This window comes from Pseudothauera rhizosphaerae (genome assembly GCF_004801305.1).
Lineage (GTDB): Bacteria > Pseudomonadota > Gammaproteobacteria > Burkholderiales > Rhodocyclaceae > Pseudothauera > Pseudothauera rhizosphaerae.
The window spans coordinates 25990-46432 of record NZ_SSOD01000014.1; the positions used below are offsets into that span (position 1 = coordinate 25990).

The following is a 20443-nucleotide window of genomic DNA, read 5'->3' on the forward strand; positions in this document are numbered from 1 at the left end:
GACGAACATGAGCAACGACGCACCCGTGAAGAAAAAGCGCAAATTCGAACTCGACCCGCGGCTGGCCGCCTACAAGGGCGTGTGGGTCTTCATCGAGCACGAACGCGGCCAGGTCCATCCGGTGTCGTGGGAACTGCTGGGCGAAGGCCGCAAGCTGGCCGACATGCTGGGCGTGGAACTGGCCGGCGTGGTGCTGGCCGCCCCCGGCGAAGGCCAGCCCTTCTGCCAGGAAGCCTTCGCCTACGGCGCCGACCTCTGCTACCTGATGGAAAGCCCGGTGCTGAAGGACTACCGCAACGATCCCTTCACCCGCGGCATGACCGAACTGGTCAACACCTACCAGCCCGAAGTGCTGCTGCTCGGCGCCACCACCCAGGGCCGCGACCTCGCCGGCTCGGTGGCGACCACGCTGGCGACCGGGCTCACCGCCGACTGCACCGGGCTGACCATCGACCTGGACAACCGCAGCCTCGCCGCCACCCGCCCGACCTTCGGCGGCAGCCTGTTGTGCACCATCGTGACGCTGAACTACCGGCCGCAGATGGCCACCGTGCGGCCGCGGGTGATGGGGATGCCGGAACGGCAGGAAGGCCGAGAGGGCCGCATCATCGAGCATCCGCTGGCAATGGCCGAGGAATCCATCATCACCAAGGTGCTCGACTACATCCCCGACGACACCCGCGACAAGCCGCAACTGCCCTTCGCCGACATCATCGTCTCCGGCGGCAAGGGCCTCGCCAAGCCGGAGAACTTCCAGCTGGTGTGGGATCTCGCCCGCGTGCTCGGCGCGGAGGTCGGCGCCTCGCGTCCGGTGGTGCAGGCCGGCTGGGTGGAGCTGGACCGCCAGGTCGGCCAGTCGGGCAAGACGGTGCGGCCCAAGCTCTACATCGCCGCCGGCATCTCCGGCGCCATCCAGCACCGGGTCGGCATGGAGGGCGCGGACTGCATCGTCGCCATCAACAACGACCCCAACGCCCCCATCTTCGACTTCGCCCACTACGGCATCGTCGGCGACGCGCTGCAGCTCCTGCCGGCGCTCACCGAAGCCTTCCGGCAGAAGCTCGCCACCGCCCGCCGCGCGGGCTGAAGGAGCCAGATCATGAGTGAGAAATTCGACGTCATCGTGGTCGGCGCCGGCGCGTCCGGCAACGCCGCTGCCTACACCCTGGCGAAAGCCGGCCTCAAGGTGCTGCAACTTGAGCGCGGCGAAACGCCGGGCGCCAAGAACGTGCAGGGTGCCATCCTCTACGCCGACGCGCTGGAGCGCATCATCCCCGACTTCCGCGAGGAAGCGCCGCTGGAGCGCCACATCATCGAGCAGCGCATGTGGGTGATGGACGAACGCTCCTACGTCGGCAGCCACTTCCGTTCGGACGACTTCAACAAGCCGCCCTACAACCGCTACACCATCATCCGCGCCCGCTTCGACAAGTGGTTCTCCGACAAGGTGAAGGAGGCCGGCGCGCTGGTGATCTGCGAGACCACGGTGAAGGAACTGCTGCGCGACGACAAGGGCAAGGTCGTCGGCGTCGAGGTGGACCGCGCCGACGGCAGGATTTACGCCGACCTCGTCATCCTCGCCGACGGCGTGAATTCCACCCTGGCGCGCAAGGCCGGCTTCCGCCCGGAACTCGATCCCAAGCACGTCGCACTGGCGGTGAAGGAGATCCACTTCCTGCCCGCCGACGTCATCGAGTCGCGCTTCAACATCAAGGACGACGAGGGCGTGGTGATCGAGATGATGGGCAAGATCACCCACGGCATGATGGGCACCGGCTTCCTCTACACCAACAGCGATTCGATCAGCGTCGGCGTCGGCTGCCTCCTGTCCGACTTCATGACACAGAAGATCACGCCCTACCAGTTGCTCGAACAGTTGAAGGCCCACCCCTCGGTCGCGCCCATGCTGGAAGGCGGCGAGATGAAGGAGTACGCCGCCCACCTGATCCCCGAAGGCGGCTACCACGCCATCCCGCAGATCTACGGCGAGGGCTGGATGATCGTCGGCGACTCCGGCATGTTCGTGAACGCGGTGCACCGCGAGGGCTCCAACCTCGCCATGACCACCGGCCGCATCGCCGCCGAGACCGCCATCGAACTCAGCCGCGAAGGCAAGGCCATGAGCGCCGCCAACCTCGCCCGCTACCGCGCCCGGCTCGACGACAGCTTCGTCATCAAGGACCTGAAGAAGTACAAGGACCTGCCCGACCTGCCCGACCTGCTCGACAGCAACAAGCAGTTCCTCACCACCTACCCGGAACTGCTCAACCGTTCGGCGCGCGCCATGCTCACCGTGGACGGCGAGGACAAGCGCAGCAAGCAGAAGGACATCTATCGCGGCTTTCGCGCCGAACGCAGCCTCTTCGGCCTCATCGGCGACGCCTACAAACTGTGGAGGGCTTTCCGGTGAGCATCAAGGTCGAAGACAAGCTGTACCAGAACCGCTACCTGGTCGACGCCGAGCGGCCGCACATCCAGATCAAGGACGCGGCGGTCTGCGCTGCCTGCACCACCCGCCAATGCACCGTGTGCTGTCCGGCCGGCTGCTACGAGGGCGCGGAAAGCAAGGTGGTGCTGACCACCGACGGCTGCCTGGAATGCGGCACCTGCCGGGTGATCTGCACCACCCACCGCAACGTGGCCTGGGAATACCCGCGCGGCGGCTACGGCATCCAGTTCAAGTTCGGCTGAAGGCGGCGGGCCGGCGTGCCCGCCATCCCATCCCGGGGGCGCATCGCCGGATGCACCCCGGGGCAACGCCGTGATACCGAAACCGTCTCCGAGGCAGGGCGGAATCCTGCTAAAATTCTGCGTTTTTCTCAAACGCCCTCGGAGTTCTTCATGGCCATCGAACGTACCCTGTCCATCATCAAGCCCGACGCCGTCGCCAAGAACGTGGTCGGCAAGATCTACCAGCGTTTCGAAGACGCCGGGCTGAAGATCGTCGCCGCCCGTCAGACTTGGCTGTCCGAGCGGGAAGCCGGCGAGTTCTACGCCGTGCACAAGGAGCGCCCCTTCTTCAAGGATCTGGTGTCCTTCATGATCTCCGGCCCGGTCTTCGTCCAGGTGCTGGAAGGCGAGAACGCCATCGCCAAGAACCGCGAACTGATGGGCGCCACCGACCCGAAGAAGGCCGCGCCGGGCACCATCCGCGCCGACTTCGCCGATTCCATCGACGCCAACGCGGTGCACGGCTCCGATGCGCCGGAAACCGCCGCCGTGGAAGTGGCCTTCTTCTTCCCGGCCCTGAACGTTTACTCGCGCTGAGCTGTCCGGGACAAGGCGGGGCGCCCAAGACGGGCGCACCGCTTTTCCCGTTCACGAGCGCCCCTGGACATGGTCAACCTGCTTGATTTCGACGTCGACGGCCTGGTCGCCTGGTTCGCCGAGCGCGGCGAGAAGCCTTTCCGCGCCCGCCAGGTGATGCGCTGGATGCACCGCGAGGGCTGCGACGATTTCGAGCGCATGACCGACGTGGCCAAGAGCCTGCGGGCGAAGCTCGCCTTGGATGCCTGCATCCGTGCGCCCGAGCCCCTGCGCGATTCGCTCTCCGCCGACGGCACGCGCAAGTGGCTGCTGGACGTGGGCAACGGCAACGCGGTCGAGACCGTGTTCATCCCGGAAACCGGCCGCGGCACCCTGTGCGTGTCCTCCCAGGCCGGCTGCGCCCTCGATTGCGCGTTCTGCTCCACCGGCAAGCAGGGCTTCAACCGCAACCTCACGGCCGGCGAGATCATCGGCCAGCTGTGGCTCGCCAACCGGCTGCTGGGTGCGGCGCGGGAAGCGTCCCCGGATCTCGAGGCGGGGGAAAAGGACAACGGCCGCATCATCAGCAACGTGGTGATGATGGGCATGGGCGAGCCGCTGGCCAATTTCGACAACGTGGTCACCGCCCTGCGCCTGATGCTGGACGACCACGCCTACGGCCTGTCGCGCCGCCGCGTCACGGTGTCCACCTCCGGCATCGTGCCGGCCATGGACCGCCTGCGCGACGAATGCCCGGTGGCGCTGGCGGTGTCCCTGCACGCCTCCAACGACGCCCTGCGCGACCGCCTGGTGCCGATCAACCAGAAGTATCCCCTGGCCGAACTGATGGCCGCCTGCCGGCGCTACCTGGAACGCGCGCCGCGGGATTTCGTCACCTTCGAGTACGTCATGCTCGACGGCGTGAACGACCAGGACGTCCATGCGCGCGAACTCCTCGCGCTGGTGCGCGACGTGCCGTGCAAGTTCAACCTGATCCCCTTCAACCCCTTCCCGAATTCCGGCTTCCGCCGCTCGCCGGCGGAGCGTATCCGCCGCTTTGCAGGTATCCTGATTGACGCCGGCATCGTCACCACCACCCGCAAGACCCGCGGCGACGACGTGGATGCCGCCTGCGGCCAGTTGGCCGGCCAGGTGCAGGACAAGACCCGGCGCACCGTACGAATCGTGAAACCGATGGAGGCCCGCCCATGACGCGCTTCGCCGCGAAGCTGATCCCTGCCGCCCTGGCCCTGGTGCTCGGGGCCTGCGCCACCGTGCCCGCACCCGTCGTGGCGCCCACCGCCCCGGCCGACCGTCCGCTGTCCGAGCGGGTACCGGCGAGCCCCGCGGAGGCGCGCGCCAAGGCCCACGTGGAACTCGGCATGGCCTATCTGCAGGCGGGGCGCTTCGACGTGGCGCTGGACGAGGCGTCCACGGCACTGCGGGACGTTGCCAGCTACGCGCCGGCCTTCCACCTGAAGGCTCTGATACACATGTTCGTCGACGACGCGGCGCAGGCCGACGCCGACTTCCGCCGCGCGCTCGCGGAGGCACCGGGGGACCCGGACTTCAACAACAGCTACGGCTGGTTCCTGTGCTCCCGCGACCGCATCGACGACGGGCTGGCCCGCCTCGCCGTGGCGGCGCGCAATCCCTACTACCGCACGCCGACGCGGCCTTACACCAATGCCGGCCTGTGCCATCTGCGCCGGAACGACGATGCGGCCGCGGCCCAGCAGTTCCTGCGCGCGGTGGACACCGACCCCGCCAACACCCAGGCCCTGTACCAGCTCGCGTCCATCGCCTATCGCAAGGGCGATTACGCCGACGCCCGTTCCTACCTGATTCGCCTGCACCAGCAGAGCGAACCGACGGCCGGGACCGCCTGGCTGGGCCTGCGTACCGAACGCCGGCTGGGCAACCGCGACGCCGAAGCGAGCTACGCCACGCAGTTGCGCAGCCGCTTCTCGGCCTCCCCGGAGTTCCTGTTGATGCAGCAAGGGAAGTACGAGTGAGCGACACCGAAGAACAGACCATGGAACCGGAACGCGCCGACGCTGCCGCGGTCGGCGAGATTCTGCGCGGTGCACGCGAGATGCACGGGCTGACGGTGGCCAACGTCGCGCAGATGCTGAAGCTCGGCTCGCGCCAGATCGAAGCCATGGAGGCCGGGCGTTTCGACCTGCTGCCCGGCCCGGCTTTCGCGCGCGGCTTCCTGCGCAACTATGCGCGCCAGCTCGGGCTGGACCCCGAGCCGTTGATCAGCGTGGTGGGTGTCGAAGCGTCCGCCTCCGAGGCGGTCGAACTGACGCCGGTGTCCAATGCCGAAGGCGTGATGCCGGTGGGAGGGGATCGGCCCACGTCGCCCACGCCGGTGGCCGTGGTGGCTTTCGCCCTGCTGCTGGTGGTGCTGGCGGGCTGGTACTTCGACTGGTTCCGCACACCGGCGCCGGTGGAAGTCGCGATGCCGCTGCCCGCTGAAACCGCGCCGCTGTCCGAACCGGCCTTCCCGCCGCCGGGCACGGAGGAGGAGGGCGTCCCGCCGGCGACGGTCGAGGTGGTGCCGACCGTACCGGAAGCGGTCGTGCCCGCTCCGGGCGTGACGCCACCGGCTCCCGCCGCCGCACCGCAGCCGCAGGCGGCCCCCGTGCCGGCCCCGCGGCTGGCCGAGGCGCCGGCTGCGGGCGAGACGAGGGTGGAACTGCGCTTCAGCGGCGAGTCCTGGTACGAAGTGCGCGATGCCGCGGGCAGCGTGCTGGCCACCGGCATCGGCAGCGCCGGCCAGGTGCGCAGCGTGCGGGGCGGGGCGCCGCTGGCGGTGGTGATCGGCAATGCCGGCGAGGTGAGCCTGTCCCACAACGGCCAGCCGGTGGACCTGGCGCCGCACACGCGGGTCAGCGTCGCCCGCGTGACCCTGAGGTGACGAGCGCGATGGTGCAAGCTCCCGTCTGCCCCTTCGGCGCCAAACCGCGCTTCCGCACCCGCCTGGTGCGCATCGGCCGTGTCGCGGTCGGCGCGGATGCGCCGGTCGTGGTGCAGTCCATGACCAATACCGACACCGCCGACGTGCTCGGCACCGCCATGCAGGTGGCCGAACTGGCGCGCGCGGGTTCGGAGATCGTGCGCATCACGGTCAACAACGAGGACGCCGCGAAGGCCGTGCCCCACATCCGCGACCGCCTGCTGGCGCTCAACGTGGATGTGCCGCTGGTGGGCGACTTCCACTACAACGGCCACAAGCTCCTCACCGATTTTCCCGCCTGCGCCGAGGCGCTGGCCAAGTTCCGCATCAACCCGGGCAACGTGGGCGCCGGCGCACGGCGCGACCCCCAGTTCGCCGCCATCGTCGAACTGGCCTGCCGCCACGACAAGCCGGTGCGCATCGGCGTGAACTGGGGCAGCCTGGACCAGTCCGTGCTCGCGCGCATCATGGACGCCAACGCCCGGTTGGCCGAGCCGCGGGACGCCGGCGCGGTGATGCGCGAGGCGCTGGTGGTCTCGGCGCTCGAATCCGCCGCCAAGGCCGAGGAATACGGCCTGCCCGGCGACCGCATCATCCTCTCCGCCAAGGTCTCCAGCGTGCAGGACCTGATCGCCGTATACCGCGAACTGGCCGCGCGCAGCGACTATCCGCTGCACCTGGGGCTGACCGAGGCGGGCATGGGCTCCAAGGGCATCGTCGCCTCCACCGCGGCGCTGGCGGTGCTGCTGCAGGAAGGCATCGGCGACACCATCCGCATCTCGCTCACCCCGGAGCCCAACGGCAACCGTGCCCAGGAAGTGATCGTCGCCCAGGAAATCCTGCAGACCATGGGGCTGCGCGCCTTCACCCCCATGGTCATCGCCTGTCCCGGTTGCGGGCGCACCACCAGCACCTTCTTCCAGGAACTGGCGGCCGGCATCCAGACCTACGTGCGCGAGCAGATGCCGGTGTGGCGCACCCAGTACGACGGCGTGGAGAACATGACCGTGGCGGTGATGGGCTGTGTGGTCAATGGTCCGGGGGAGAGCAAGCACGCCAACATCGGCATCTCGCTCCCCGGCACCGGAGAATCCCCGGCGGCGCCGGTGTTCGTGGATGGCGAAAAGACCGTCACCCTGCGCGGGGCCAACATCGCCGCGGAATTCAAGGCCATCGTGGACGACTACGTGGCTACCCGATACACGAGGAAGGCGGGCTGAGCCCGCACACGACGACAACATGAGCAAGACCCTGCAGGCCGTGCGCGGGATGAACGACATCCTGCCCGACGAGGCGGAAGCCTGGGAACACTTCGAGGACATCGTGCGCGACTGGCTGAAGAGCTACGGCTACCGGCCCATCCGCACCCCCATCGTCGAGCCGACGCCGCTGTTCACGCGCGCCATCGGCGAAGTCACCGACATCGTCGAGAAGGAGATGTACTCCTTCGAGGACGCCCTGAACGGCGAGCAGCTCACGCTGCGCCCGGAGAACACGGCCTCCTGCGTGCGCGCCGCCATCCAGCACAACCTGGTGGCCTCCCACGGCCCCCAGCGCCTGTACTACCACGGCCCCATGTTTCGCCACGAACGGCCGCAGAAGGGGCGCTACCGCCAGTTCCACCAGATCGGCGCGGAGGCCCTGGGTTTCGCCGGGCCGGACATCGACGCCGAACTCATCATCATGTGCGCGCGGCTGTGGGACGACCTCGGCCTGGAGGACGTCAGCCTGGAACTCAATTCGCTGGGCTCCGCCGAGGAGCGAGGCGCGCACCGCGCCGCGCTGATCGCCTACCTGGAGCAGCACCAGGCGCGTCTGGACGAGGACGGCAAGCGCCGCCTGTATACCAATCCGCTGCGCATCCTCGACACCAAGAACCCGGAACTGCAGGACCTGGTGGAAGCCGCGCCGCGCCTGGCCGACTATCTCGGCGACGAGTCGCGCGCCCATTTCGAGGTCGTGCAGCAACTGGTGCGCGATGCCGGCATCCCCTTCCGCATCAACCATCGCCTGGTGCGCGGGCTGGACTACTACAACCGCACCGTGTTCGAGTGGGTCACCACGCGCCTGGGGGCGCAGGGCACGGTATGCGCCGGCGGGCGCTACGACGGCCTGGTGGAACAGCTCGGCGGCAAGCCGACGCCGGCGGCCGGCTTCGCCATGGGCGTGGAGCGCCTGCTCGCTCTGTGGCGCGAATCGGGCGGCGAGTCCGATGGCGCGCAGCCTGACGCCTACGTGGTGCACCTGGGCGACGAAGCGCGCCGGCTGGCCTTCCGCGCCGCCGAGGCGCTGCGCACCCATGGCTTTGCGGTGGTGCTCCATTGCGGCGACGGCAGTTTCAAGTCGCAGATGAAGAAGGCCGATGCCAGCGGCGCCGCGGTGGCGCTGGTGATCGGCGAAGACGAAGCGGCGGCGGGCGAGGTCGGCCTCAAGCCGCTGCGCGGGCCGGGCGGCCAGCAGCGCATCGCGCTCGACGCCCTGCCGGAGGCGGTGGCCGAGCTCCTGTATACCGAAGACGAAGACAACGAGGGCGACGATGGCAGTCTATGACCTGGAAGAGCAGGAACAGATCTCCGAACTGAAGGCGTGGTGGGCGCAGTACGGCAAGTTCGTCACCGCCCTTGCCGTGGCCGCCGCGCTGGCATCGGTGGGCTGGCAGGGCTGGAGGTGGTACCAGGGCAAGCAGGCCGCCGAGGCCGGCGCGCTCTACCATGCCGTGCAGCAGGCGGCCGAGCAGGGCGACACGCAGAAGGCGCGCGAGGCCACCGGCCAGTTGATCGCCGGCTATGGCGGCACCGCTTACGCCCAACTGGGCGCGCTGCTGTCCGCCAGCGTGCAGTTCGAACGCGGCGACCTGGACAACGCCCGCGCCCATCTGCAGTGGGCGTCCGCCGAAGGGCGCGACCCGGCCCTGCGCGACGTCGCCCGCCTGCGTCTGGCCACCGTGCTGCTGCAGCAGGGCAAGCACGACGAGGCCCTGGCCGAACTGGCGCCCGCGCCCGCCACGCCGTTCGCCGCGCGTTTCGCCGATCTGCGCGGCGACGTGCTGGCAGCGGCCGGCAAGCCGGCCGAAGCGCGCGCCGCCTACCAGGCCGCCCTCGACGCCATCGGCAACGGCACCGACGGCGGTGCCACCCTGCGCGAAGTGGTGCGCGTCAAGCTCGAAGCGCTGGAGGGCTGAGCGATGCGCACAACCTTGATCCGCGCGGTGTTGCTGGCTTCCGTCGTGCTCGCCGGCACGGGCTGCTCCTCCCTCAACCCGTTCTCCAGCTCCGGCCCCGAGCCGGCCGAACTGACGGCCTTCCAGGCTTCCGCCGAACTGCGTCCCCTGTGGTCCGCCCGCGTGGGCGGCAGCGGCGCCTACGTGTTCCAGCCGGAAGTCCTCGGCAGCAGCGTCTATGCCGCGGCCCACGACGGTACCGTGGTGCGTTTCGACGACGGCAGCCGGCGCTGGTCGGTGGACGTGGATCAGCGCCTTTCCGCCGGGGTCGGCAGCGACGGCACGCTGGTGGTGGTGGTCACCACGACCGGCGAGGCGATTGCGCTGGATGCCGACAGCGGCGCCGAACGCTGGCGCGTGCCGGTAGGGGCCGAGGTGCTGGCACCGCCGGCCGTGGCCGGCGACATCGTCGTGCTGCGCGCCTCCGACAGCCGCCTGATCGGGCTTTCCCCCGCCGACGGCGCGCGGCGCTGGGTGTACCAGCGCAGCACGCCGCCGCTCGCCCTGCGCAGCGTGGCCGGCGTGCTGCTGGAAGGCGGCGTCGTGCTCGCCGGTTTCCCCGGCGGCAAGCTGGCCGCAATCAATGCCGGCAACGGCGGCGAACTGTGGGAGCTGACGGTGGCCACGCCGCGCGGTTCGACCGAACTGGAGCGCGTCGCCGACGTGGCCGGCACGCCCGTGCTCGGCCGGCGCGAGATTTGCGCCGTCACCTATCAGGGCCGCGCCGGCTGCTTCGACGCGGCCAACGGCAATCCGCTGTGGTCGCGGGAGTTCTCCAGCAGCGTGGGCATGGACCGCGACACCCGCTTCGCCTTCCTCACCGACGAGACCGATGCCGTGCATGCCCTCGACGCCTTCAGCGGTGCCAGCGTGTGGAAACAGGATGCACTGGCCCGGCGCAAGGTGTCCCGTCCCCTCGCCCTGGGTTCCCACGTGGCGGTCGGCGACCTGGAAGGCTACGTCCACCTGCTGCGCCGGGAGGACGGCGCCTTCGCCGCGCGCGTGCGCGCCGGCGGCGGCGCCATCACCGCCGACCCACGCCCCTTCGGCCAGGGTTTCGTCGTGCAGACGCGCGACGGCGACCTCGCGGCCTACGAAGTCCGTTGATCGACAAGAGCTAGCGTGAATCCCACCATCGTCCTGGTCGGCCGCCCCAACGTGGGCAAGTCCACCCTGTTCAACCGCCTGACCAGGACGCGCGATGCGCTGGTCGCCGACCAGCCCGGGCTCACCCGCGACCGTCATTACGGCATCGGCCGGGTGGGCGAGCGCAAGTATCTGGTGGTGGATACCGCCGGCTTCGATCCCGTGGCCAAGGACGGGATCATGCACGAGATGGCGCGCCAGGCCGAGCAGGCCATCGCGGAAGCCGACGTGCTGCTGTTCCTGGTGGACGGCCGCGCGGGGCTGACCCCCCACGACGAGCAGATCGCCGCCCGCCTGCGGCGTGCGGGGCGCCCGGTGCTGCTGGTGGTGAACAAGGCCGAGGGCATGGATCGCGGCATGGCGGCCGCCGACTTTCACGCCCTCGGGCTGGGCGACCCTCTGCCGGTCTCCGCGGCCCACGGCGACGGCGTGCGCCAACTGGTGGACGTCGCGCTGGAGCCCTTCCCCGAGGAGGCCGAGGCGGAGGAGGGCGCGGACGCCGGCCCGCGCGTGGCCATCGTCGGCAGGCCCAACGTGGGCAAGTCCACGCTGGTCAATGCGCTGCTGGGCGAAGAGCGCGTGATCGCCTTCGACATGCCGGGCACCACGCGCGACGCCATCGCCATTCCCTTCGAGCGCGACGGCCGCCAGTACACGCTGATCGACACCGCGGGCCTGCGCCGGCGCGGCAAGGTGTTCGAGGCGGTGGAGAAGTTCTCGGTCATCAAGACGCTGCAGGCCATCGAGCAGTGCAACGTGGTGGTGCTGGTGCTCGACGCCGCCCAGGACATCTCCGAGCAGGACGCCCACATCGCCGGTTTCGTGCTCGATGCGGGGCGCGCCCTGGTAGTGGCCGTCAACAAGTGGGACGACGTGGACGACTACCGCCGCGAGCGCGTCAAGGCGGATATCGCCCGCAAGCTGAACTTCCTCGGCTTCGCGCGCTTCCACTACATCTCGGCGCTCAAGTCGAACGGCATCGGTGCGTTGCTGAAGTCGGTGGACGCGGCCTACGCCGCGGCCATGGTGAATCTGTCCACGCCGCGCCTGACGCGCACGCTGCAGGCCGCGCTCGCCAAGCAGGCGCCGCCGCGCCACGGCGTATTCCGCCCCAAGCTGCGCTATGCCCACCAGGGCGGCAGCAACCCGCCGGTGGTGGTGATCCACGGCACCGCGCTGGAACACGTGCCGCCCTCCTACGTGCGCTTCCTGGAACACAGCTTCATCGAGGCCTTCAGGCTGCAGGGCACGCCCTTGCGGATACAGTTCCGCACCGCGCACAATCCGTATGCCGACAAACCCTGATCTTCCACACCGGGATTTCCACAATCCGCTCATGTGGCGGTGCAGCAGGAAATCCTTTACATTCTTATAAACACAAGTACAGAGGTTCTAGCATGAGCAACAAAGGGCAACTTCTACAAGACCCGTTTCTGAACACGCTGCGCCGGGAGCACGTCCCGGTGTCGATCTACCTCGTCAACGGCATCAAGCTGCAAGGCCAGATCGAGTCCTTCGACCAGTACGTGGTGCTGCTCAAGAACACCGTGACCCAGATGGTGTACAAGCACGCCATCTCCACCGTGGTCCCCGCCCGCCCGGTCTCCATCCAGCAACAGGACGCGGGCGAGGGCGGCAACTGAACCCGGTCCCGTTCCTGCCGGCCTGTCCGGGCCGCCGAATCTGAGCGCGCATGTTTGAACGTCCCGCGTCGGGCGAACGGGCGGTACTGGTTCAGCTCGATCTCGGCCAGGGCGCGGTGGACGAGCGCCTGTCCGAACTGCAGTTGCTCGCCACCAGTGCGGGCGCCACGGTCGAGGCCGTCGTGCGCGGGCGCCGCGCCGCGCCCGATTCGGCGCTGTTCGCCGGGCGCGGCAAGGTCGAGGAGATCGCCGAGACCCTGCGCGTTCATGACGCCGACCTGGTGATCTTCAACCACGCCCTGTCGCCCGCCCAGCAGCGCAATCTGGAACGTGCGCTGGAATGCCGGGTGATCGATCGCACCGCGCTGATCCTGGACATCTTTGCCCTGCGCGCGCGCAGCCACGAAGGCAAGCTGCAGGTCGAACTCGCCCAGTTGCAGCACCTGGCCACCCGCCTGGTGCGCGGCTGGACCCACCTGGAGCGGCAGAAGGGCGGCATCGGCCTGCGCGGGCCGGGCGAAACCCAGCTCGAAACCGACCGCCGCCTGCTCGGCCAGCGCGTCAAGATGCTCAAGACCCGCCTGGCGCAGCTCGGCCGCCAGCGCCAGACCCGCCGCCGCCAGCGCGAGCGCCGCGACGTGCTGTCGGTGTCCCTGGTCGGCTACACCAACGCGGGCAAGTCCACGCTGTTCAACACCCTCACCAAGGCCGGCGCCTACGCCGCCGACCAGCTCTTCGCCACCCTGGACACCACCTCGCGCAAGCTCTTCGTCGGCGGCGGGAACGTCGTGCTGTCGGACACGGTCGGATTCATCCGTGACCTGCCGCACGCGCTGGTCGCCGCCTTCGAGGCCACGCTGGAGGAGACCGCCAGCGCCGACGTGCTGCTGCACGTGGTCGATTCGGCGAGCGAGGACCGCGACGCGCAGATCGAGGCGGTCAACCAGGTGCTGGCCGAAATCGGCGCCGGCGACGTGCCGCAGATACTGGTGTGGAACAAGATCGACCTGACCCGCGCCGCGCCGGCGGTCGAGCGGGACGACTATGGTAGAATCAGGCGCGTTTTTTTGAGCGCCAGAACCGGCGAAGGCCTGGGCCTGCTGCGGGACGCGCTGGCCGAAGCCGCGCATGACCACGCATCGAGCGCAAGCCCCGGCCCCGAGGCCGGGGTGACTCATGCCGGTGCGGAAGCCCCGGCCCAGGCGGCATCTTCCGCGACATCTCCGGACACCGCATCCATCCAAAAGTGATTACGGGCATACTCATGTCACTCAACGATCCACGCTGGGGAAACCAGGGGAACGACGGCAACGAAGGCGACCGCGGACAAGGCAACCGCGGCGGCAACCAGGGGCCCCCCGATCTCGAAGACATCTGGCGCGACTTCAACCAGAAACTGTCCGGCCTGCTGGGCGGCAAGCGCGGCGGCCGCCGGCCGTCGGGCGAAGGCGGTGGCGGCGGACCACAACTGCCCAACGTCTCGTTCAGGCAGTTCGGCGGCGGCATCGGCGTGCTCATCGCGCTGCTGCTGGTGGTCTGGCTGGCGAGCGGCTTCTACATCGTCAATGCCAACGAGCGCGGCGTGGTGCTGCGTTTCGGCAATTACGTGCAGACCACCGATCCCGGCCTGCGCTGGCGCCTGCCGTATCCGTTCGAGTCGCACGAGGTGGTCGACCTGACCGGCGTGCGCACGGTCGAAGTCGGCTACCGCGGCACCGAGCGCAACCGCATGCTGCGCGAAGCGCTGATGCTCACCGACGACGAGAACATCATCAACATCCAGTTCGCCGTGCAGTACATCCTCAACAGCCCGGAGAACTATCTCTTCAACAACCGCTTCCCGGACGAGACCGTCGGCCAGGCGGCGGAGACGGCCATGCGCCAGATCGTCGGCCGCAGCAAGATGGACTTCGTGCTCTACGAAGGGCGCGAGGACATCGCCGCCTCGGCCCAGGCGCTGATGCAGGAGATCCTCGACCGCTACGACACCGGCGTGCAGATCAGCCGCGTGACCATGCAGAACGCCCAGCCGCCCGAGCAGGTGCAGGCCGCGTTCGACGATGCGGTCAAGGCCGGCCAGGACCGCGAGCGGCAGAAGAACGAGGGCGAGGCCTACGCCAACAACGTCATCCCGCGTGCGCGGGGTACCGCCGACCGCCTGCTCGAAGAGGCGCGCGCCTACCGCGACCGTGTGATCGCGTCCGCCGAAGGCGAGGCAAGCCGTTTCGAGCAGATCCTGGCCGAGTACAACCATGCGCCCGGCGTGACCCGCGAGCGCATGTACCTGGACACCATGCAGGAGGTGCTGGCGCGTTCCAGCAAGGTCCTGATTGATGCCAAGGGCAACGGCAACCTGCTGTTCCTGCCGCTGGACAAGCTCATGCAGCAGGCCGGAGCGGCGAGCCCCGCGGCTCCTTCTGCCGAAACCCCGGCAACCCAGCAGCCGCCGACCGGGTTGGCGCCCGCGCCTGCGAGCCGTTTCGACACTACTGCGGACCCGCGCAGCCGCGACTTTGCGCGCCTGCGTGAGCGGGGAGAGCGCTGATGCGTGACAAGATGCCGATTTTCGCCGGCGGGCTGCTGTTCGCCCTCCTGCTTGCCTCCATGACGCTGTTCACCGTGGACCAGCGCCAGTACGCCATCGTCTTCCAGCTCGGCGAAGTCAAGCAGGTCATCCAGGAACCCGGCCTCAAGTTCAAGTGGCCGCTGATCCAGAACGTGCGCTACTTCGACCGCCGCATCCTCACCATCGATACGCCGGAGCCGGAGCGCTTCATCACCGCCGAGAAGAAGAACGTGCTGGTGGACCACTTCGTCAAGTGGCGCATCATCGACCCGCAGCTCTACTACGTGTCGGTGGCCGGCGACGAGGCGCGCGCGCGCATCCGCCTGCTGCAGACGGTCAATGCCGGCCTGCGCGAGGAGTTCGGCCGCCGCACCGTGCACGACGTGGTCTCCGGCGAGCGCGACCGCATCATGGACCAGATGCGCGAGCGCGCCGACCGGGACGCGCGCACCATCGGCGTGCAGATCCTCGACGTGCGCCTGAAGCGCGTCGACCTGCCGGGCGAAGTGTCGGAGGCGGTGTATCGCCGCATGGAAGCCGAGCGTACCCGGGTGGCCAACGAGCTGCGTTCGCTGGGCGCCGCGGAAGCCGAGCGCATCCGCGCCGACGCCGACCGCCAGCGCGAGGTCATCGTCGCCGAAGCTTACCGCGACGCCCAGCGCACCAAGGGCGAGGGCGACGCCCGGGCCACCGCCATCTATGCCCAGGCCTTCGGCAAGAACGCGGATTTCTACTCCTTCTGGCGCAGCCTGGAAGCCTACCGGTCCAGCTTCGCGGACAAGGGCGACGTGCTGGTGGTCGACCCGAGTTCGGACTTCTTCAAGTTCATGAAGAGCTCCGGCGGAGCGAAAAAGAACTGAGCAGATGGCCAGTTCCCTGCTAGTCGCCTTCGCACTGATGCTGGTGCTCGAAGGCATCGTGCCCTTCCTCGCGCCAGCCACCTGGCGCGAGACGTTTTTGCGCCTCGCCAGCCTGCAGAACGGCCAGATACGCTTCATCGGTCTGGCCTCCATGCTCGTCGGCGTGGTGCTGTTGATCCTTTTCCTCTGATGCCTTCCATGCGCTGGGTATTGCCCGACTACATCCAGGACGCCCTGCCGGCCGAAGCCGAGCAGCTCGAAGGGCTGCGCCGCGGCCTGCTCGACGCCTTCCGCGTGCACGGCTACCAGCTCGTCGCGCCGCCGCTGCTCGAATATCTCGATTCGCTGACCACCGGCGCGGGGCAGGACCTCAAGCTGCGCACCTTCAAGCTGGTGGACCAGCTCAGCGGCCGCAGCATGGGCATCCGCGCCGACACCACGCCCCAGGTGGCGCGCATCGACGCCCACCTGCTCAACCGCAGCGGCGTGGCGCGGCTGTGCTATTGCGGCAGCGTGCTGCACACCCTGCCGTCCACGCTCACCGCCACCCGCGAGCCGCTGCAGCTCGGCGCCGAACTCTACGGCCATGCCGGCATCGAGGCGGACATCGAGGTCATCCGCCTGCTCGCCGAGGCGCTTTCCATCGCCCGGGTGCCGGCGAGCCGCATCGACATCGGCCACGTGGGCCTGTTCCACGCCCTGGCCGCCCGCGCCGGCATGGTGCCCGAGCGCGAGGAAGAGCTCTTCGACCTGCTGCAGGCCAAGGACGTGCCCACGCTGCGCGAGTTCGTCGCCGGCGTGGCGGAACCCGTGCGCTCGGCGCTGCTCGCGCTGACCGAACTCTACGGTGACGCCACGGTGCTGGACGAGGCCGCCCGCCGCCTGCCGGACGAACCGGACATCCGCGCTGCGCTGGACGACCTGCGCCGGCTCGCCGCCGCGCTCGCCGACCTGCCGCTCAGCTTCGACCTGGGCGACCTGCGCGGCTACCACTATCACAGCGGCGTGGTGTTCGCCGCCTACGGCAATGGTTCGCCGGGCGCACTGGCGTTGGGCGGGCGCTACGACCGCGTCGGCCAGGCCTTCGGCCGCGGCCGTCCGGCCACCGGCTTCAGCCTGGACCTGCGCGAACTGGCGCTGCGCCTGCCGGACGAGCCGCGGGCCGGGGCGATCCTGGCGCCGGCCGCGGACGAGGGGAACGATGGGGCGCTCGCCGCCGAAGTGGCCGCCCTGCGTGCCCGCGGCGAAATCGTCATGACCGCGCTGCCGGGACATGAAGGAACATGGAAAGAGGCCGGCTGCGACCGGCGGCTGGTCAGGCGCGACGGCCGCTGGGCGGTCGAGGCGCTACTCGGAGATTGAGGAAAGATGGCTAAGAACGTAGTGGTCGTGGGCACCCAGTGGGGTGACGAGGGCAAGGGCAAGATCGTCGACTGGCTCACCGATCATGCCAAAGGCGTGGTGCGCTTCCAGGGTGGCCACAACGCCGGCCACACGCTGGTGATCGGCCAGACCGAATACAAGCTCAACCTGGTGCCCTCGGGTATCGTGCGCGAAGGCGTGGCCTGCTACATCGGCAACGGCGTGGTCCTGGACGCCCAGCATCTGCTGGAGGAAATCCGCAAGCTGGAAGCCGGCGGCATCCAGGTGCGCAACCGCCTGCGCATCAGCCCGGGGTGTCCGCTGATCCTGGGCTACCACGTGGCGCTGGACCTGGCGCGGGAAGCCGCCCGCGCCGTCTGCGACAAGATCGGCACCACCGGCAAGGGCATCGGCCCCACCTACGAGGACAAGGTGGCGCGCCGCGCGCTGCGGGTGTACGACCTGTTCGACCGGGAGCGCTTCGCGGAGAAGCTCAAGGCCAACCTGGAATACCACAACTTCGTGCTCACCCAACACCTGGGTGCCCAGCCCGTGGACTTCGACAAGGTCTTCGCCCAGGCCATGGCCGACGCCGACGAACTGCGCCCCATGGTGGCCGACGTCTCCGCGGAACTGTACGCCATCAACAAGGCCGGTGGCTCCCTGCTGTTCGAGGGCGCCCAGGGCACGCTGCTGGACATCGACCACGGCACCTATCCCTTCGTCACCTCCAGCAACTGCGTGGCCGGGCAGGCCGCGGCGGGCTCGGGCGTCGGCCCCGGGCGCCTGCACTACGTGCTGGGCATCACCAAGGCCTACTGCACCCGCGTGGGCGGCGGCCCCTTCCCGACCGAACTGGACATCGAGACCCAGGGCGTGCCGGGCGAGCAGATGTCCACCAAGGGACGCGAATTCGGCACCGTCACCGGGCGCAAGCGCCGCTGCGGCTGGCTGGACCTAGCCGCGCTGAAGCGCTCCATCATCATCAACGGCGTCACCGGCCTGTGCATCACCAAGCTGGACGTGCTCGACGGCCTGGCCGAACTGAAGCTGTGTACGGGCTACATACTGGATGGCCAGCGCATCGACCTGCTGCCCATGGGCGCGGAAGAAGTCGAGCGCTGCGAGCCCATCTACGAGACCCTGCCGGGCTGGAGCGGCTCCACCTTCGGGGCCCAGAGCTGGGATGCGCTGCCCCAGGAGGCGCGCACCTACCTGCACCGCATCGAGGAAATCTGCGAGATTCCCATCGACGTGATCTCCACCGGCCCCGAGCGGGACGAAACCATCCTGCGCCGCCATCCCTTCGGCGCCTGATGGCGTGATCCGCGCCGCCCTGTGAACGGGCGGCGCCTATCGCCCGCCGCCTTGCGGCGGCAGCGTCAGCCACCATTCGTGCAGTTGCCGCGCCGCGTCACCCACGTCGCCCACGTTGTGCACCACCAGATCGGCCTGCACGCCGATCCCTGCGCGCTGCAGCCGCTGCTGCATGGCGACGACATCTTCCCGCGCCCGCTCCGCCAGCCGCCGCGCCAGCACCTCGCAGGGCGCCGTGATCTCCACCACGCGCACGCCCGGCGCGGCTTCCCGCAGCACCGGCAGGTGGGCGCGCGACGTGTTGACGACGACCCAGCGGCCTTCCTGCAAGGCTGCGATCGATTCGCTGCGCACGCCGTAGTGCAGCCCGTGGGCCTGCCAGTGGATCGCGAAGCTGCCGACTTCCCGCAGGCGGTGGAAGGTGGCGGGGTCCACGGCCTCGTGCGCCTCGCCGCCGGCATCGGCCGCGCGGGTGATGACGCGCTTCGCATAGTGGGGCATGGCCTGTGACCGTTCGCGGGCGATCAGCGTGCGCCAGGCTTCGAGCACGCTGTCCTTGCCGGCACCGGACGGGCCGACCACGGCGATGAGACGCTCGCTGTGGGCGATGGGTGGCGGTGTCGTCGTCATGCCTGCAGCTCGAAGCGGTGGGCCAGCACGAAGGGTTCGCCGGGGGCGGGCTCGGTGAACACGCAGAGGGCGTCGCAGGGCAGCGCCCGATCCAGCGCGGCGGCGAAGTGGGAGCGCGCCTGCGCGACGACGGCCTCGCGCTGAGAATCCTGCGCCAGCGTGTCGGAAAGCGTCATGTGGAAACGCCACTGCGTGAGGACGTGGGCATAGCCCCAGCGCGCCAGCAGATCGCGCTGGGCGGCGTCCAGCGGTTGGCTGCGGCGCCTGGCGAGTTCGGCCTCGGTGGGCGGCGCGCGGAAGGCGTCCAGTTGCTGTACACAGGCGTTGGCCAGCGCCCACAGCGGATGGTCGGCAGCCAGCAGCCGGGCGGGAAGCAGGGCGACGAAACCGGACAGCTCGGCCACCTGCAGCGGCGGCATCCCGAAGCGGCGGTGTTCCCGCGCCAGCGCCCGCACCGCGTCCAGGAAGGCCGCCTCGCCGTGGGGCGGCGCGAGGCGGATGGGCGCCTTCAGCGTGGCGTGGAAGCCGTAGCGCCACGGGTCGCGTGCGAAGGCGGGCGCGGCGCCCGCGGGCTGGCCGGCACGGGGGTCGCGGCCCAGCCATGCACAGCCGGCCCGCCACAGGGGATGGTCGTCGCCGGGCGCGAAATAGACGGCGTAGCGGGTGCTCACGACAGGGCCTCCGGCTCCACCGTGAGCTGCACCGCGTCGGCCGCGAACAGGGTGACGCCGGCTTCCACCGGCACGCCGTCCGGGTCCGCATTCGTGTAGCTCACCACCAGCACCGGCTGGGTCGCCGGCCGCGCCAGCGCGTCGGCCTCCGCGGGCGTGGGCAGGCGTGCGGAGATGGTGCTGCGCACGCGGGAGTAATCTTCCACCCCCAGGCGCTTCAGCGCCGCGGTGATGGAGCCCTCCGCCTCGAAGGCCTGAGCGATGCCTTCGAGCCGCGGGCAGGGGTAGGCCGCGGTGCTGATGCCTATCGGCCGCCCGCGCACCGAGGCGCGGGTCCGGATCACCACGACCGGACTCTTCGCCCCCACCTTCAGCGCCCGCGCCCATTCGCCGGCTTCGGCGCGCTCCACGCGCAGCAGCTCCCGCTGCGCCCGTTCGCCGGCTTCCGCCAGGTTCTCGGACAGGCGGGTGCGGCGCTGCAGCGCGTAGTCGAGCACCAGTTCGCGCACATAGGTGCCGCTGCCGTGTACCACCTTCACATAGCCCTCGCGCGCCAGCGCCTGCACGGCCTGGCGCAGCGTGTGGCGGTTGACCGCGAAGCGCTCGGCGAGCCGCGCCTCGTTGGGCAGCTTCTCGCCGGGGGCGAAGCGGCCGGCGGTGATGTCCTCGCGCAGGGCGGCGGCGATGGCTTCCCAGCGGCGCGGGGTGAGGCGTTCGGTGGGGGGGGCGAGGTCGTGATCCGGGGTGAAATTCATGGTGAGTCGACAAATCGTCACATGGAGAGAGCAGACTGCGGCAGTATGAGTCATCTAGATAACAT

General features: G+C 69.4%; 22 protein-coding genes. 19 read left to right on the plus strand and 3 right to left on the minus strand.

The window, feature by feature from the left end; genetic code table 11:
• Positions 1–7 precede the first annotated feature (7 nt).
• The 19 genes from E6O51_RS15970 (at position 8) to E6O51_RS16060 (ending at position 18322) form a co-directional block, all read left to right on the plus strand.
• Entirely contained in the window at positions 8–1087 is a 1080-nt protein-coding gene (locus E6O51_RS15970) for an electron transfer flavoprotein subunit alpha/FixB family protein (RefSeq protein WP_136386006.1), read from the plus strand.
• Positions 1088–1099: 12 nt separating this feature from the next.
• A complete protein-coding gene (locus E6O51_RS15975) occupies positions 1100–2410 on the plus strand; it encodes an FAD-dependent oxidoreductase (protein WP_136386007.1) in 1311 nt (436 codons plus the stop codon).
• The gene (locus tag E6O51_RS15980) at positions 2407–2691 is read left to right on the plus strand and encodes a ferredoxin family protein (RefSeq protein ID WP_211091436.1); all 285 of its coding nucleotides are present in this window, start codon (positions 2407–2409) and stop codon (positions 2689–2691) included. The genes E6O51_RS15975 and E6O51_RS15980 overlap by 4 nt, the downstream gene beginning before the upstream one ends.
• A gap of 150 nt (positions 2692–2841) precedes the next feature.
• The gene (gene ndk, locus E6O51_RS15985; RefSeq protein ID WP_136386009.1) at positions 2842–3267 is read left to right on the plus strand and encodes a nucleoside-diphosphate kinase; all 426 of its coding nucleotides are present in this window, start codon (positions 2842–2844) and stop codon (positions 3265–3267) included.
• Positions 3268–3336: 69 nt separating this feature from the next.
• Positions 3337–4458, plus strand: a complete 1122-nt coding sequence (rlmN, locus tag E6O51_RS15990) for a 23S rRNA (adenine(2503)-C(2))-methyltransferase RlmN (RefSeq protein ID WP_136386010.1) — start codon at positions 3337–3339, stop codon at positions 4456–4458.
• A complete protein-coding gene (pilW, locus tag E6O51_RS15995; protein WP_136386011.1) occupies positions 4455–5261 on the plus strand; it encodes a type IV pilus biogenesis/stability protein PilW in 807 nt (268 codons plus the stop codon). Before rlmN ends, pilW begins: the two co-directional genes overlap by 4 nt.
• Positions 5258–6169 (plus strand): RodZ domain-containing protein, encoded by a 912-nt coding sequence (locus E6O51_RS16000; protein ID WP_230976815.1) that lies wholly within the window; start codon positions 5258–5260, stop codon positions 6167–6169. The genes pilW and E6O51_RS16000 overlap by 4 nt, the downstream gene beginning before the upstream one ends.
• A gap of 8 nt (positions 6170–6177) precedes the next feature.
• On the plus strand, positions 6178–7428 hold the full coding sequence (gene ispG / locus E6O51_RS16005; protein WP_136386012.1) for a flavodoxin-dependent (E)-4-hydroxy-3-methylbut-2-enyl-diphosphate synthase: 1251 nt from the start codon (positions 6178–6180) through the stop codon (positions 7426–7428).
• Positions 7429–7447: 19 nt separating this feature from the next.
• Complete coding sequence (gene hisS / locus E6O51_RS16010) at positions 7448–8758, plus strand: histidine--tRNA ligase (protein WP_136386013.1); 1311 nt, start codon at positions 7448–7450, stop codon at positions 8756–8758.
• Positions 8745–9389, plus strand: a complete 645-nt coding sequence (locus E6O51_RS16015) for a YfgM family protein (protein WP_136386014.1) — start codon at positions 8745–8747, stop codon at positions 9387–9389. The genes hisS and E6O51_RS16015 overlap by 14 nt, the downstream gene beginning before the upstream one ends.
• Positions 9390–9392: 3 nt before the next feature.
• The gene (gene bamB, locus E6O51_RS16020) at positions 9393–10535 is read left to right on the plus strand and encodes an outer membrane protein assembly factor BamB (RefSeq protein WP_136386015.1); all 1143 of its coding nucleotides are present in this window, start codon (positions 9393–9395) and stop codon (positions 10533–10535) included.
• 15 nt (positions 10536–10550) lie between these two features.
• The gene (gene der / locus E6O51_RS16025) at positions 10551–11879 is read left to right on the plus strand and encodes a ribosome biogenesis GTPase Der (protein ID WP_136386016.1); all 1329 of its coding nucleotides are present in this window, start codon (positions 10551–10553) and stop codon (positions 11877–11879) included.
• A 92-nt stretch (positions 11880–11971) separates the two neighbouring features.
• Positions 11972–12217: an RNA chaperone Hfq gene (gene hfq / locus E6O51_RS16030; protein WP_136386017.1), complete on the plus strand. Its 246-nt coding sequence runs from the start codon at positions 11972–11974 to the stop codon at positions 12215–12217.
• A gap of 50 nt (positions 12218–12267) precedes the next feature.
• The gene (gene hflX, locus E6O51_RS16035) at positions 12268–13467 is read left to right on the plus strand and encodes a ribosome rescue GTPase HflX (RefSeq protein WP_136386018.1); all 1200 of its coding nucleotides are present in this window, start codon (positions 12268–12270) and stop codon (positions 13465–13467) included.
• Positions 13468–13481: 14 nt separating this feature from the next.
• On the plus strand, positions 13482–14762 hold the full coding sequence (hflK, locus tag E6O51_RS16040; RefSeq protein ID WP_136386019.1) for an FtsH protease activity modulator HflK: 1281 nt from the start codon (positions 13482–13484) through the stop codon (positions 14760–14762).
• Positions 14762–15643, plus strand: a complete 882-nt coding sequence (gene hflC, locus E6O51_RS16045; RefSeq protein ID WP_136386020.1) for a protease modulator HflC — start codon at positions 14762–14764, stop codon at positions 15641–15643. Before hflK ends, hflC begins: the two co-directional genes overlap by 1 nt.
• Before the next feature lie 4 nt (positions 15644–15647).
• Complete coding sequence (locus E6O51_RS16050) at positions 15648–15833, plus strand: DUF2065 domain-containing protein (protein WP_136386021.1); 186 nt, start codon at positions 15648–15650, stop codon at positions 15831–15833.
• A gap of 8 nt (positions 15834–15841) precedes the next feature.
• Entirely contained in the window at positions 15842–17005 is a 1164-nt protein-coding gene (locus E6O51_RS16055) for an ATP phosphoribosyltransferase regulatory subunit (RefSeq protein ID WP_136386022.1), read from the plus strand.
• Between the two features lie 6 nt (positions 17006–17011).
• Positions 17012–18322, plus strand: a complete 1311-nt coding sequence (locus E6O51_RS16060) for an adenylosuccinate synthase (RefSeq protein ID WP_136386023.1) — start codon at positions 17012–17014, stop codon at positions 18320–18322.
• 36 nt (positions 18323–18358) lie between these two features.
• On the opposite strand, the gene phnN is transcribed toward E6O51_RS16060, so the two are convergent.
• From phnN to phnF, 3 genes are read right to left on the minus strand one after another with little or no spacing between them, the layout of a single operon-like run.
• Complete coding sequence (gene phnN / locus E6O51_RS16065; protein WP_136386024.1) at positions 18359–18952, minus strand: phosphonate metabolism protein/1,5-bisphosphokinase (PRPP-forming) PhnN; 594 nt, start codon at positions 18950–18952, stop codon at positions 18359–18361.
• The gene (locus E6O51_RS16070; protein ID WP_136386025.1) at positions 18949–19623 is read right to left on the minus strand and encodes a DUF1045 domain-containing protein; all 675 of its coding nucleotides are present in this window, start codon (positions 19621–19623) and stop codon (positions 18949–18951) included. Before E6O51_RS16070 ends, phnN begins: the two co-directional genes overlap by 4 nt.
• On the minus strand, positions 19620–20378 hold the full coding sequence (phnF, locus tag E6O51_RS16075) for a phosphonate metabolism transcriptional regulator PhnF (RefSeq protein ID WP_168735301.1): 759 nt from the start codon (positions 20376–20378) through the stop codon (positions 19620–19622). The genes E6O51_RS16070 and phnF overlap by 4 nt, the downstream gene beginning before the upstream one ends.
• Positions 20379–20443: the final 65 nt, after the last annotated feature.